Below are 14,192 nucleotides of genomic sequence, written 5' to 3'. Positions count from 1 at the left end.
CCACCGAGCTGTTGTGCGAGCAGGTAGCCAGCGCTTCTGACCTGGCCGGGGTGTTGCGCTGGCGGATCGGCAAGGCGTTGCCGGGCCCGGCGCGCTGCCCGCCGCCTGGCCACCCTGGCCGTCGACGACGACGGCGCGGCGCACGCCGCGTGGCTGGCCGCCAACGCCGAGCGCAACGCCGCGCGCCGGGCCGCGCTGGTCGACCAAGCCCGCCGCTACGCCCAGGAACTGCGCGGCCGGGGTCACCACGACGCGCCGCCCCGCCCGCACTCCTCGGATCCGGCCCGCTCAGAACGTCGTGGGGCACTTGTAGCGACGGGTGGGGCAGCTGAATTCCGGGCGCCCAGATCGCCGCTCAACGGCCCGCTCAGGCGCCGTCGCCCGTGCTGGTCGAGCCGGAGGAGATCTTCCGGCGCGAGGTCCTGGACCGCCACGCCCTGCTTGTCCCGGCTTGGCCGCGCTGGGTCAGCGAGCCCGAGCCCGAGCACCTGCCCGACATCGACTACGCCGCCGAGCGCGCCCGGCTGGTCGAGCTGATGGCCGCCCGACACCGCCACGAGGAGACCCCGACCCATGACCACCCCCATCCCCGGTGCGGGCCGGGCCGCGCGTTTCGTCGCCCACCGCGGTGCAGGCCTTCGCGCGACGCAACCTCAGCGTCCCCGGCGGTGCGCGGTGAGCGCGGCCGAGCCGGGGCCGGCCTGCCCGGTGTGTGGGAGTCCGATTGCTGCGGCGCGGGCCGGTCGACCGGCCCGCTACTGCGGGACGTCGTGTCGTCAGGCCGCGCATTGGGCCAAGCGCCGCGCTGAGGCCGCCCTGCCGCAGGCCATCTGGCAGCGCCGGCAGCTGACGCGCACCGTCGAGCGCCTGGTAGTGGTGGCCGCCGAGCTGGTGGAGGCCGAGCACCGCCTCCTTGGCGTCGACCAGGGCGACGGCGAGGACGTCGGCCAGGCGGCCGCAGATCCGGTGACCGGGTGGGAGGCGCACCTGGCCGAGCTGGCCACCACCCTCGCGCGCCTGGCTTCCAGCGCGGCCGGCACCGCCCGGGGCCACGCCGCCACCGCCGCGGACTACCGCCAGGCCGCAGCGCTGGCCGGTCGGGTTCAGCAGCACGACCAGGACGTCCCGGACGTCCGGCAAGACGTCCCCGCAGATGGCCAAGACGTCCTGGACGTCCGTGAGGACGTCCCCGCTGGGGAAGACGTCCCGGTCGGGCGGGAGGGGAGCGAGACCGACGTCTGCCTGGTGCGCGTCGAGGGCCGCTGGCACCTGTACGGGCCCGACGGCGACTTGGACGTCCTGGAGTTCGGCCTGTTCGGCAACGGCATCGCGACCCGCGACCAGGCCGGGGCCCAGGAAGCGGCGGTCGCCGTCGTCACCGCACTGACCGGCCGGACGGTGACCGGCTGGGACCGCGACGCCTGGAGCCGCTCGATCTACGGCGGGTCGACCTGGTATGCCTGCCTGACCGACTGATCAGGTTCCCTGACTGACGCTTCACCTTCCAACGATTGTGACGCTACGTAAAAAGATCACCACGAATTGTCAGTGTCGTTCGCTACCTTCCTCCGATGTGACACATCCGCTGGATAGGAGGGGCATGTGGAGTTGAAGACCGCCACGGACGAGCTGTCGCTGCTCGCCGAGCGCGCCGTCGACCTGGCAGGCGACCGGGGGGTGAGGGTGGTGCCGGTCGCGCCGATCACACGGCAGAGCGCCTACCTCTGCCTGGATCCCGAGGACATGAACCTGGAGGACTTCCTCGATCTGGTCGTGGCCGCGCAGCAAAAGCTCGCCTACATCGAACCCGCACCGTTCGACGTTGACGACCTCGTCGAGCTCGCCGAGGACGACGTCCTGGGCGAAGAGCTCGATCCGGTGCTGCGTGCTCAAAGGGCCAAGCTGCGCCAGAGCGCGGCCCGGTTCAACGGCTGGACGACCAGCCTGGAGGTGGCGTTCGTGTACCAGGGCGTCGTGCACCGCTGGGTCGCCGACGCCTCCTGGTACGAGCGGCTGCGCACCGAGGTGGACGCCCTCGTGCCGCCGGAGGACGAAGACGACGACGAGCCGCAGTTGTCCGAGGCCGACCGGGTGGCCCTCGTCGAGCGGCTGACCCAGGAGTTGCTGGCCAAAGCGGAGTTTCGCGCCAGCACCGAGACCGGCCGCCGGCGGGTGGCGCGGATCTATCTCGCCTCCCCCGAGTGTGATGCGGGTCCCTTCGATGAGCTCCCCACCTTCGTTACCTCTGCCGCGATCCGCCAGGCCACGGACCGGGCGGTGATCGCCGAACAGCGCCACTACGCCGAGGTCGAACCGCGGATCCCTGAAGTTGCACAACAGATCGCCGCCGATCCGGCTTACCGGGCCGCGCGCACCGCCGCGGCTCGCAAGCACCGGGCCCGCGACCACCTCATCGCCCAGGCCGGTGGCTACCCGCCGCCTACCCGTGTTCTTGACCTGCTGCTCGACGCTCTGGCTACCGGCCGCGCGAGTGGGTCGGTGGGGTCGATGCTCCCCTTCGCCTCCGACTAAGCGCGGCCTCTACCAGCCCGTTTCCCATAAATCTACGTAGTAAAGGGTCCCGGGTCGCACACCTTACCGCCCGGGGCTCGCCGCGCGGATACCGCGAGCGTTCTTGTTGAGGGGTTTCAAGAGGTGTCACCAGAGTACGGCTGGTACGGGCCATCGAGCGGTGCGGGAGGTTCGGGTGCACTGATGCTGGTTTCATACAGTGCATGCCTCTTTGCGAGGTAAATCCGAGAATGTCAATTCTCAGAAGTAATCCGCCCCGGCTGTCGAGGGCCGCCTCGCCCCCGGCCGACAGTGTGGCCGACGCTTGCCGCCAGTCAAGTCCTCTCCCCTCGCTGCGCTCGGTCGGGACTGGACAGTCGGCCGCGCGCCGGCCGGAAGGGCCGTGGGGGACGGGCCGGGGAGCGGGGTGTTGTGCGCGGAGAAACTGTCATAGGCGTCTACCTTGAGCTCGGCGAAGTCGGCCCGTGCTTGGGACGCCTCGCGGCCCCGGAACCCACCGCCGGGAGGTACGGCGGTCATCGCGCCTGCCCACAGCACTGCCAAGATCGTGCGGAGCGCTCCTCGACCGTCCTCACGCTGCCGCCCGTCCCGTGCCGAGCGCTCCCCGCAGAGTTCTCATCCACCTCTGCCGCGGCCGGGTGCGAACTCCACGGTTTCGCCACAGCCGAGCCAGGTGTAGTCATTTGACTGATGACGTCTCACCGGTGATCCGCGCATGCTGATGCCCGTTGACGAACGTTCTGACCGCTCTCCGCCGGGCGGCATGTCCGGTGCTCCAGTCCCGGTATTCGGCCGGCCACCCCTTCCAGGGAGAACCCATGAAGACGACCCTCACCTACATCGGAACCGCGACCGTCCTCCTCCAAGCGGGCGGCCTGAACCTGCTGACCGACCCCGCCTTCGACCCCGCCCCCACCGAGTACCCCACAGGGCCCGTCACCCTGCGCAGCCTTCTCGGCCCCGCGGTCGAGCCCGGTGATCTGCCCGTCCTTGACGCGATCCTCCTCAGCCACGACGAGCACCCCGACAACCTCGACGCCGCCGGCCGGGCGCTGCTGGAGGGCCGGACCGTGCTGACGACCGTCAGCGGCGCCAGGCGGCTCGGCGACGGCGCGGTCGGCCTCGCCCCCTGGGAGAGCCACGAACTCACCGGCGAGCACGGGACGCTGCTCGTCACCGCCACCCCAGGACGCCACGCCGGCGACGTCATCGGCTTCCTGCTCCGCGTCCCCGGCGAAGACGAGGCCCTCTACATCTCCGGCGACACCGTCTACTACGACGAGCTCGACGAGATCGGCCGCCGCTATACCGTCGGCGCCGCCGTCCTCCACTTCGGAGCCGCGGTCGTGCCGTACTTCGGCAACGACTACATCACCATGGACGGCGAGCAAGGGGCGCGCCTCACACAGTCACTGGGCGCGGGAACGGTCGTGCCCGTGCACTACGACGCCTGGGAGCACTTCACCCAGGGACGCGACGGCATCACCGACGCCTTCGCGCGGGCCGGCCTGGACGACCGCCTGCACTGGGCGGAACGCGGCCTCGCCACCGTCATCGACACCACGCCCTCGTCCTAGATCCTCCTCACGCACCGTCCGGGACCGCGACGCGGGCCCGGACGCCGACGGACTCGGCGCAAGGCCAGCCTGGAAGACGATCCCCTCCCGGTACCTCACCCCGAACCAGGACAAGCCCATCCCGCCCGCCACCCAGCGGTTCATGGCCAAAACACGCCCGCAGCCGCGTCACCGAGATCCACTCCCCGCACATCGTCTTGACGCCCTCACCGGCCGGTCCCACCTCATGCCCGCCCAGCAGAGCTGGGAGGAGATCGCCGGCCACGCCCTGAACCAGGCCCTCGACCACTCCTGATCGGCGCCGGCCTTCCCGGGCCACCCAGTCCTGCGCATGCTCGGGCTGCGTCCGGCGCCCCGCCCCACCAGGCACCGCGAGAGCTTGGATTTTCGGCCAGGACCCCAGGGACCCCGGAAGGGCCGTGGGGGACGAGCCGGGGAGCGGGGAGGGAAGGGAGAAGACCTCCCCGTCGACGCGCGGGCCCAGCGGAGTCGGTGCCGGTTTCCTGCGTGAGCAAGATGAAGAACAGACGCCTGTTCGCCGCTGGCCCGTTCGGGGCTTTCGCCCGCGTTGGTCCCCCGCCTACCGTCGTAGGTGATCTGTCCCCGCCCGGGGGGGCGGGGTCGCTTCGCTGGGAAAGGTGGAGGCCGGTGGTCGACGTCGAGGACGCCTCACCGCCCGAGCCTCGCCCCGGAGGCGGGCCGGGCGGGCGCCGGCGGCGGGTGGCCGGTGGGCGCCCCAACCGCAACACGGTGCGCTTCACCGACGCCGAACAGCGCCTGGTCGACCAGGCGGCCGCGGCCGCCGGGATGAGCGTGCCGAACCTGCTCGCCGAGACGATGCTCACCTCCCTGTCCGGAGGGGAGCGGTTGATGGCGGTGGCCGAGCGCCGGGCGCTGGCCCGGGAGGTGGCGGCCGCGCGGCGGGTGCTGAGCGCGATCGGCGGCAACGTCAACCAGCTGGCGGCCAGGGCCAACAGCGGCCAGGCCCCGGCGGCCGCCGAGACGGAGGCGACGATGCGCGTGGTGGGCCAGGCCGCCCACCGCCTCGAACTCGCCCTGACCCAGCTGGCCCCCGAACCGCCCGTCGATGAGGACCAGGACGAGGGCCAGGAACAGGGCGGGGACGAGCGGTGATCAACAAGATCGCCGCCCAGCACGGCCGCGACGTCGGCGGCCTGCTGCGTTACCTGTTCGGGCCGGGCCGGGCCAACGAGCACCGCGACCAGCGGGTGATCGCAGCCGATCACGTCCTGGAGGTCGTCGACGGCGCCCGCCTGGACGCACCCCAGCACTGGGATCAGGTCCTGGAGCTGGGGCACGCGCTGGATGACCACCGCGTCATTGCCGGGATCGCCCCGGAGCAGGGCTGGGTGTGGCACTGCGCCATTTCCCTGCCCGCCGGCGAGGTCCTGGCCGATGAGCAGTGGGCGGTCGTGGCCCGCGCGGCCGTGGAGCGGCTGGGCTTCGACGACTCCACCGGGAAGGCGCCGTGCCGGTGGATCGCCGTCCATCACGGTCCCTCGGCCGGAGGCAACGATCACATTCACCTGGCGGTCAACCTGGTGCGCGAGGACGGCACCTTGGCCGCGCCGGGCCGTGACCGGCGGGTCATGTCGGCGCTGTGCGCGGACATGGAGCGCCGCTTCGGCCTGTACGTGGTCGAGGGACGTCCCGGGCGAGGCCTGCCCGGCTACAGCCGCGCCGAGGCCGAACGCGCCCAGCGCCTCCAGCGTGCCCAGCCTGCCCGGGTGCGCGGTGCCGGCACCGGTCCGCCCTCGAGGAGCCCGGCCGCCGAGCCAGGCCCAGGAGGCGGGGACCCGGACCGCCAGCGCCTGGCCCGCCTGATCCGGTCGGCGGCCGCGAGCTCGGCCAGTGAAGCCGAGTTCGTCCGCCAGGCCAAGGACTGCGGGGTGTGGGTGCGGCCCCGGTTCGCCACCGGCGGCCAAGAGCGCGTGGTCGGCTACTCGGCCGCGCTGCGCCCCGTCGACGGGCGAACAGCGGTCTGGTTCGGCGGCGGCAAACTCGCCGCGGACCTGACCCTGCCCCGGCTGCGCGAGCACTGGGACGTCGACGGCGGCGAGCACCAGGCGCTCGCCGAGTGGCGACGCTCCCCGGCGGCGGCCGCGAGCCCGCCCGGTCCCGGCGAGCAGGCCGCCGTCGACGTCGCGCAGTGGAAGCGCGCCGCGCAGCTGGTCGACGCCGTCCACGAGCGGCTGCGCCACACCCCGCCCGGCGACGTGGTGGCCTGGCGGATCGGGTGCCGGGGCGCGGCCGCGATGCTGGCCGCGCTCGCCGAGCGCGTCGAAGGACGCGGGGGCGGGCCGGGACCGATCGCGGCGCTGGCCGATCGCCTGGCCTGGTCGGCCCAGGCCCCCCGCAGCGAAGCGCGCAGCCGTACGCCGGTCGGGGGCGAGGTGCGGGCTGTTGCCCGGATCATCCGTCAGGCCGTCCGCGAGGGTCCGGCGACCGCGACGTGGATGGTGGTGGCGGCCGCGCTGGTGGTGCTGGTGGCCACCATCGCCGCCTGGCACACCCAGCACCGGCAGCTGCGCCAGGCCGCCTCCCTCACCACGCACGCCGAGGCCTTGGCCCGCGATCTGCACCGGCGCCGCGCCGAGCATGCCCCGGCCTGGACGCAGCGCCGCTACGGCGCCATCTCCGACGCCCGCCTGGCGCAGCTGGCCGTCGTGGCAGCCGACGATCTGGCCCGGCTCAGCAACCCACCGCCCGCCGCTCCGCCTCCCCCGGCCCGGCCCGTTGACCAGGAGGCGCACGGCGCGGCGGCGGCCGCGCTGGCCTTCCCCGGCCGACGTCGCCCGGCCACCGTCGCCGAGGCTCGCCGGCAGTTGGCCGCCATCACCGAGGAGATCGGCCTGCGCGCCGCGATGCCCGCCGAGCGCGTCGCCCAGGAGCGCACCGAACGCGCCCAGGCCGCCCAGGCCCAGCAGGCCCAGCGCGCCCAGGCCCAGCGGACCACCCGGCCGACGCCACGGCGCGGCCCCTCACCGGGACGAGGCGGACGAGGCAGATAGCCACCACAGCCGCCAGAGCCAAGACAAGACGAAGCACGGACAGGCCAGCACCACACAGCAGAGATCACGAAGACCAGACAGCCACAGAGCCAGAGACAGCCAGACAAGCCACACCAAGCAGCAGCACAGAGAACCAGATCACCACACAGTGCTAAGGTATGGCCATTTTTCGTGCCGATACGTCCGGGATGAAAAGAGGAGGGAGGGCGGATGTCTGCCGAGCCCGACCCGTTACCGAGTCCCTCGCTGCGCAGGCGCCTGCATATGCGCGTCGAGGAGCGCCTGGAGGGCCGTTCGTGCGGCTGGTGCAGCGTGTTCGTGGCCTACTCCGGGCGCGGCCGCCCGCCGTCCTACTGCTCGAAGTCGTGCCGCAACCGCGCCTGGGAAGTGCGTACGGCCGAGGCCCGGCTGCAGCGCGACATCGTCGCCGGCACCGCGCGCAGCGAGCCGGTACGCGAGGTGATCCGCCAGACCGTCGTGCAGACCCGCCCGGCTCCCCCGCCTGCCGAACAGAGCGCACCGGCCGTCTCGACTGCGGCCGGGTGGATGACGCTGCTGCAGGAGCTCACCGAGCAGCTGCGCGAAGGCGAACTGGGCCGCCAGCACTGGCACCACGAGAAGCTGTACCGGCGCCTGACCGAGGTCGCGGCCACGCTCGGCGAGGCCTACCCCGGCGGCATGGGGCACCTGCAGCGCAACGCTGGCCGCCGCTCGCGATGACCGCGCCGCTCCCCGGTGCCCCGTGCGGTCGACGAGGCCCCAGCTGGACAGAGAGCCATCCCCGGGGACGGCTTCCCGCTCCTCGCGCGAGCGGCTACTAATGGCGTGTGGACCATCTCTACTGGGACATCGGATCGTGCGCGGGCGGCGCCTGCTTCGAGGTGGAACTGCGCGGCTCGGCCGCCCGGGTGTGCCTCATGGACGCCGACGAGTACCAGGCGTATCTCGACGGGGATGAGTACGAGTTCCATGGCGGCTTCTTCAACGTCAGCCCCGTCGTCCTGGAAGTCCCCTACGACGACAGCTGGTACCTCGTCGTCGACAGTAACGCCCACCGGATCAAGGTCCAGGTCACCGAGATCTTCGACTGACGGCGTGATCCCGGCCGGGCGAACTAGGGGTGCCGTTAACGAAGCTGTCACCAGCCGCCATTTAGGTGCTCACCTGCGGAATCTCAGACGCGGAGTCTGTCTCTGCCGGCCGGTACGCGGCGGGAAGAACCATTCCCGTGAGCCGGGAACCTGCTCGTGACGTGTGCTTATCCCGGAAGATCAACTTTTGGGCACTCGGGGACACGTTCGTTAACGGCATCCCAAGTGGCCCCGCCCTGTGGCTTGGGCTCTGAAGGTGGTCGCAACACCTGACCCTGAGGGATGTTTCCTGACCGAGGCGCGTCGGACATGTAAGAAGCCTGGACCGCTGCACTGGTGGCCGGATGAGGCCACGGGATGGCGATGTTTACGGCGGTCTTCTTCCGAGGCTGACGGGGCGGGTGTGGCAGAGCCGATGTGATCTACCCCTTGCGGCCAGGTCCAGGCCTGGGCGCTTTCGACCCGGGACCTGCGGTTTCGCGCCGAGGCAGAGAGGCGGCGCGGGCGCTGCTGGTCGTGGCCGAGTGAGAAATCGAGGAGTAAGGGGCGATCCGCAATGAAATGAGGTACCTGTTCACTTTGTTTCGGTCCAACCTGACATGTTGTGATCATTGTGGGTATCGGTGCGCTCTCTTAGCGTCAGCGGCGTGGGCCCGCAGGGTCCGGCCAGGAGGCGTAACGATGGGGTTCGTACGGGTGAAGACGACCGGATTCAACGCGGTCCTTCCGACGCGGGACGATCCGTGGAGAGCGCTGGTCCTGCGGGAGGACCGAGCCGCCTTCATCAACCAGGACAACCTGCTGTCGGAGGGACCGCTGTCACAGGCCTTTTTCGGGGAACTGGCCGGGATGCCCGAGCCGTTCGCCAGTTGCAGTGACGCGGCGTTCGAGGTCATGGTGACCGAGTACCCCCGCCGGTCGATCTTCATCGTCGGCGACGAGTGCCTGGACTGGGTCTGGAACCAACACGGCGCCAAGTATCAGGGGCCGATCATCGGCCATCCGAGCTTCGGCAAGTTCATCCCGCCCGGCTACCGCAGCGACATCGACACCGTCATGCAACTGCCGAACCACCGCACCATGCTGTTCAAGGGGAACCGGTGCGCGATCATCGAGTGGAGCCCCCAGGGCAGCCGGGGCTGCTACCACGAAGGGCCGTTGACCGACGTCAGCGAGGGGTGGAAGAGGCTGCCCGCGGACATGAGCGGCGACTTCGACCACGCCGCGTTCCTCCCAGGAGGAGGCGCCTTCTACCGGACCCTGCTGATCAAGGGCGACCGGGCGATGTACCTCGATTGGAACACAGGCCCCGTGGTCGTCGGCAGCTACGCCCAGGTGTCGGCCGGGCTCGGCGCCGTGCCCGCCGAGTACCACAAACCCCGGCTGCCGGCCGCCGGGCGTTTCTCCGGCACGGCCGACGGCGAGCGGATCGATCTCCGCGTCGATCTGACGGGCCCGCTGCCGGTGATCTCCGGGGACACCTTCACCGACCCCGGCGACAAGTACCTCAACTCCTTCGTCCTGGAGGGCAGCCAGCCCGTCACGCTGCCGGCCACCATCACCGGCACCGCGAAGTTCGCCCACGACACCCAGATGCCGAAGATTTCGGTGGTCGTGGACAAGCTCGCTCCCGGCGGCACCTTCACCCTCACCCGCAGCGAGGCCGACGGAAACTCGCCCATCGAGTTCACCTGCGCCTACGTCTCCCGGTTCCTGCGCACCATCGACTGGGAGATCGACGCCATGGCGGGCACCACACCGGCCCCCCAGTACGCCACCACCGCCGATCCCCGCCCATCTGGCCTGGGCAAAAAGCTGATCACCGTCCAGTCGGTCTACGCCGAGGCCGGGATCGAGCTGCGCACGGCCGGCACCGTCGTCAACGAGATCGGCGTCGCCCAGGCGGGCGCGGACCTGAGGTGGTCCAACGCCGAGCTGCATGCCGCGATGGTCAGCAACTTCAGCAGCCATCGCGACGCCCGGCAGTGGAAGCTGTGGAGCTTCATCGCCACTCACCACGCCGAGGACGACGGCAAGGTGTCCGACACCCTGGGCATCATGTTCGACCGCCAAGGATCTCCACGCCAAGGGATGGCTGTGTTCCACAACGCGCTGGCCGAGGCGCAGATGCTCGGAGGACGCGGGGATATCCACACCTGGGTGCACGAGATCGGCCACGCCCTCAACCTGGTGCACAGCTGGCAGAAGAACCTCGCCGATCCCCCGCAGCCGCTCGGGCCGCGTCAAGGGTACGGCGATCTGTCGTGGATGAACTACGAGGCCAAGTACCAGGGTCCGAACGGGGAGAAGGGCGAGGACGCCTTCTGGGCGGCCTTCACCTATCAGTTCACCCCCAACGAAGTGCGGCACCTGCGCCACGGCTTCTACGACAACGTCGTCATGGGCGGCTTGGGTTTGGAGGCCGGTGTCGGTGCCGCCTATCGTCGCGATCTGAAGGAGTTCGTCCTGCCACCGGCCGGCCGGTCAGGGTTGCGGCTGGAGTTGTACGGGCGCGCCGCCTTCTCCCACGGGGAACCCGTCGTCACCGAGATCAAGCTGTCCCTGGACGGCAGCACCCCCCGCGCCGAGGCATTCCCCAGCCTCAGCCCCCGCCACGACAACCTGACGATCCTGGTCACCGACCCGGCCGGCGCCATCCGTCCCTTCCTGCCCATGGCCCGCCACTGCGGCAGCGGCCACCGCCGCGTCACCCTCGACGCCGAAACCCCCGCCCTCTACGACAGCGCCTACCTCGGCTACGGCGCCGACGGCCTCACCTTCGCCCAGCCCGGCAGCTACCGGCTGCGCGCCCTCTACAGAGCCCCCGACGGCTCCACCGTCACCTCACCCGAGCACGTCGTAGAGGTCAGCCCGCCACAGAACGAACAGGACAAGCAGGCGGGCGACCTGTTGATGGGCTCACAGCAGGGCACGTTGCTGGCCCTGCTGGGCTCCGACGCCCCGCAACTGGCCGAAGGCAACGCCGCGCTGGACCAGCTCATCGCCAACCACCCCGACCACCCGCTCGCGGTCTACGCGCACATGGTCAAAGGCACCAACGCCGGACGTCACTTCCTGACCGTCGGCGACGACGGCATCGGCGTCCGGCCCGCCGACACCACCACCAGCATCGAGGAACTCGGCGCGGTCGTGGAGACCACCCTGGACACCGGCACCGACGCCGGGGTCGACAACATCACCCTCAACGAAACCATGCGCCGCCTGGCCCGCTCGCACGCCCGCGCCCACGACCTTAAACAGGCCGACGCCGTCCTCGACCAGATGGTGGAGACCTTCCGCGACAAGCACGTGCCGCCGCCGGTCCTGGCCACCATCGCCGACCAGGCCGAAGCCACTCGCACCGAGCTCCACGACCAGGCCTGACACCACGCCCCCGGCCACCGCGTCGCCCGGCTTGAGCGTTACTGCGGATAGTGAGTGATTTATCCGCGGTAACGCTCCAAGCGGGCGATCATGGGATGCCGTTAACGAACGTGTCCCCGAGTGCCCAAAAGTTGATCTTCCGGGATCGCACCCAGGGGTTCAGCCTCATGGAGATCGGTGAGGTGTTGAACGCCGAGGGCGTGCCGACTCCGGCAGGCAGGGCCCGATGGGCCAAGTCCTACGTCGACCGGCTCTTGCACACCCGGCACGTCCAGCAGGAGATCGCAAGACAGCACCCGGACACGGAGAAGGCGTCGAGGCGCGCTGCCGAATTGTTCTCATAGGAGTTCACCACGAACGCCCTGCCCCGGCGCGAGTCGTGCGGCGGGGCGTTCGTCACCTCCGGAGGCCAGAAGCGGGAATTCTCGTCACAGCCTCATACGTCTTCGACGCCAACAGGCCAGTGTTGGCCCGCGCCGGCCGGGGTCGTCTCTCGCGCGGTTTCGATCTCACACAATGCTATTTATGTGAGACCGGGTGAGATCACTGACGACGTGACCGAGATCGTTCCCACCGCCATCATCCGGCCCGCCTCCGCCGTCCTGGCCGCCTCGCCCACCGGGGCGCTCGCGCTGCCCATCCCGATGGTGGCCACCGTCGGCGACATCCCTGGCCTGCGCCCCCGCCGGGCCTGCGGCGACGGTGGCGAAGTGCCGACGGCCAACGTCGACCTCGTCGACGCGCTTCCTCCTGCGGAATGGTCGACGGTCGCGGCCTGGCTGCGCGCGGGCAAGGCCGTCGCCACCCGACGCGCCCGCCTGAATGACACCGCCGCCTTCCTGTGCTGGCTGAAGGTCGAGCTGCCGGACGTCGGCCTGCTGCAGGTGACCGAGGACCACCTGACGCACTACCTCCAGGGGGTTGCAAGTTAGGAGATTAGGACTCGGCCGCCCCCTCTGCGCTCGCTTCCAGCATTGAGATACTAAGCCGATCGGGAAGCAGTACACCGGTCGGCACCGGGTTCGGCAACCCCGGCGGATGCGACCAATCGCGTACCTTGCGGAAATCGACCATGCCGCCAGAGAACTTCGCGTAGTCGAAGATGATCATGCCGCCGGAAAACCGTGCGTCACCGAAGGTGACTGTGCCGCCGGAGAAGTGTGCACTGTCGAAGCCGATCTTTCCACCGGAAAACTTCGCGTAGTCGAAGGTGACTGTGCCGCCGGAAAACTGCGCATCACCGAAGTCGATCGTGCTGCTGGAGAACTTCGCTTCGCGGAAGTCGATCGTCCCGCCGGAGAACTCTGCATGGTTGAAGGTGACTGTGCCGCCGGAGAACTTCGCACCGTTGAAGTCGATCTCTCCGCCAGAGAACTTCGCGTCGTTAAAGCTGACCGCGCTGCGGAGGAACATCGCACGGTTGAAGCCGACTGCGCTGCCAGAGAACACCGCATCATCGAAGATGACCGTCCCGCCGGAGAACTTCGCGTAGTCGAAGATGACCATGCCGCCGGAAAACCGCGCGTCACCGAAGGTGACCGCGCCGTCAGAGAACACCGCGTTACCGAAGTCGATCGTGCTGCCGGAGAACTCCGCACCGGTGAAGTCGCCGCCGTCGAAGACGACTCCGGTGAAGTCGAAGTTGTGGCGTTGCCAGGAGGTGGCGGCCTCCTTGCGGAGGTGGGTGGTGATGACGCGGATGATGGTGTGGCGGACCTCGCGCAGGCCAGCGAAGGCTAAGCGTTCGGCCGGGTTGCCATGGTCGCCGGGGTCGGGGGCGTAGGGCATGCGCAGGTAGGCGCATAAGACGTCGATCATGGTCTGGCGTAGCTCTCGGGTGGGCGCGTCGTCGGCCAGGCCGGCGAGGGCGTGTACGCCAGCGAGGCGTACGGCTGGGGAGTCGTGGCCTAGATGGTTGGCGGCGGTAGCGAAGCGCTCGTTGAACAGTTTGGTGGCCTCGCGCTGGTGGGCTTCGTCGGCGCGCAGCTCGGCGGCCTGCTGGCGGCGCTCGGCGGCTTCGGTGACCTTCTGCTTGCGGTAGGCGACGACCAGGGCGATGACGCCGCCGACCCCGGCGACCACCGCGAAGGAGAGCTTGAGCAGATCCAGTAGTCGAGTCAGCGAGAGACCCTGTTGTCCGACGGGGGTGAGCGCGGGGAAGCCGAGCAGCCATAGGGCGCCGACGAACAGGCTGGCGCTGAGCAGGGTCGAGACCGTCAGGGCGAGGGCGAGAGTCGGCCCGATCTGGGCGAGCCGTAGGCCTTGGCCGGGGGCGGCTTTCCTGGGGATTTTTCCTGGCGGGATGGGAGTCGGTTCGTCTGGATTGGCCACGAGATCAACAGTGAAGGAGGTAGAGCGGGTTATCAGCCGCTTCACACAGAAGGTCCTTCGGGAGTCGTCGGTCAGTGCGGAGGGGGTTCCGGGGGTGTGATGTGCGGCGCGTCGACTCTGGGCCCGACATGGTCGACGCAGCCTGCCATTGCTCTATCCGGTCTGACCAAGCTGTGGGCCAAGCAGGAGGCGAAGGGGTCGGCCGCCGCCGTGGTGATCGGATCCGCCCCACCCTCCTTCTTTGA

Annotated in this window: 12 protein-coding genes; 11 read left to right on the top strand and 1 reads right to left on the bottom strand. The window is 70.0% G+C overall.

What is annotated here, in order from left to right; translation table 11 throughout:
* The first annotated feature begins 573 nt into the window (after positions 1-573).
* The 11 genes from ACTOQ1_RS35005 to ACTOQ1_RS34955 all read left to right on the top strand — a co-directional run bounded on the left by ACTOQ1_RS35005 (position 574) and on the right by ACTOQ1_RS34955 (position 12,548).
* Positions 574-1,476: a hypothetical protein gene (locus ACTOQ1_RS35005; RefSeq protein ID WP_440072263.1), complete on the top strand. Its 903-nt coding sequence runs from the start codon at positions 574-576 to the stop codon at positions 1,474-1,476.
* 126 nt (positions 1,477-1,602) lie between these two features.
* Positions 1,603-2,532, top strand: a complete 930-nt coding sequence (locus ACTOQ1_RS35000) for a hypothetical protein (RefSeq protein ID WP_440072262.1) — start codon at positions 1,603-1,605, stop codon at positions 2,530-2,532.
* 818 nt (positions 2,533-3,350) lie between these two features.
* Complete coding sequence (locus tag ACTOQ1_RS34995) at positions 3,351-4,109, top strand: MBL fold metallo-hydrolase (RefSeq protein WP_440072261.1); 759 nt, start codon at positions 3,351-3,353, stop codon at positions 4,107-4,109.
* Positions 4,110-4,251: 142 nt separating this feature from the next.
* A complete protein-coding gene (locus ACTOQ1_RS34990; RefSeq protein ID WP_440072260.1) occupies positions 4,252-4,404 on the top strand; it encodes a hypothetical protein in 153 nt (50 codons plus the stop codon).
* A gap of 353 nt (positions 4,405-4,757) precedes the next feature.
* Positions 4,758-5,243: a plasmid mobilization protein gene (locus tag ACTOQ1_RS34985; protein ID WP_440072259.1), complete on the top strand. Its 486-nt coding sequence runs from the start codon at positions 4,758-4,760 to the stop codon at positions 5,241-5,243.
* Positions 5,240-7,141, top strand: a complete 1,902-nt coding sequence (locus ACTOQ1_RS34980) for a relaxase/mobilization nuclease domain-containing protein (protein WP_440072258.1) — start codon at positions 5,240-5,242, stop codon at positions 7,139-7,141. Before ACTOQ1_RS34985 ends, ACTOQ1_RS34980 begins: the two co-directional genes overlap by 4 nt.
* A 210-nt stretch (positions 7,142-7,351) precedes the next feature.
* Positions 7,352-7,861 carry a hypothetical protein gene (locus ACTOQ1_RS34975; RefSeq protein WP_440072257.1) on the top strand — a complete coding sequence of 170 codons (510 nt, stop codon included), beginning with the start codon at positions 7,352-7,354 and terminating at the stop codon, positions 7,859-7,861.
* Between the two features lie 107 nt (positions 7,862-7,968).
* The gene (locus ACTOQ1_RS34970; protein WP_440072256.1) at positions 7,969-8,232 is read left to right on the top strand and encodes a DUF1883 domain-containing protein; all 264 of its coding nucleotides are present in this window, start codon (positions 7,969-7,971) and stop codon (positions 8,230-8,232) included.
* Between the two features lie 681 nt (positions 8,233-8,913).
* Complete coding sequence (locus tag ACTOQ1_RS34965) at positions 8,914-11,616, top strand: hypothetical protein (protein WP_440072255.1); 2,703 nt, start codon at positions 8,914-8,916, stop codon at positions 11,614-11,616.
* Positions 11,617-11,711: 95 nt separating this feature from the next.
* Positions 11,712-11,960 carry a recombinase family protein gene (locus tag ACTOQ1_RS34960; protein ID WP_440072254.1) on the top strand — a complete coding sequence of 83 codons (249 nt, stop codon included), beginning with the start codon at positions 11,712-11,714 and terminating at the stop codon, positions 11,958-11,960.
* 210 nt (positions 11,961-12,170) lie between these two features.
* On the top strand, positions 12,171-12,548 hold the full coding sequence (locus tag ACTOQ1_RS34955; RefSeq protein ID WP_440072253.1) for a hypothetical protein: 378 nt from the start codon (positions 12,171-12,173) through the stop codon (positions 12,546-12,548).
* Between the two features lie 4 nt (positions 12,549-12,552).
* Here ACTOQ1_RS34955 and ACTOQ1_RS34950 read toward each other — a convergent pair whose 3' ends face one another.
* Positions 12,553-13,992, bottom strand: coding sequence for a pentapeptide repeat-containing protein (locus ACTOQ1_RS34950; RefSeq protein ID WP_440072252.1), 1,440 nt, complete (start codon positions 13,990-13,992; stop codon positions 12,553-12,555).
* Between the last annotated feature and the right edge of the window lie 200 nt (positions 13,993-14,192).

Source organism: Streptosporangium sp. OZ121 (genome assembly GCF_051918885.1).
Taxonomy (GTDB): Bacteria; Actinomycetota; Actinomycetes; order Streptosporangiales; family Streptosporangiaceae; genus Streptosporangium.
This window is presented reverse-complemented; position numbering and strand designations above follow the sequence as displayed.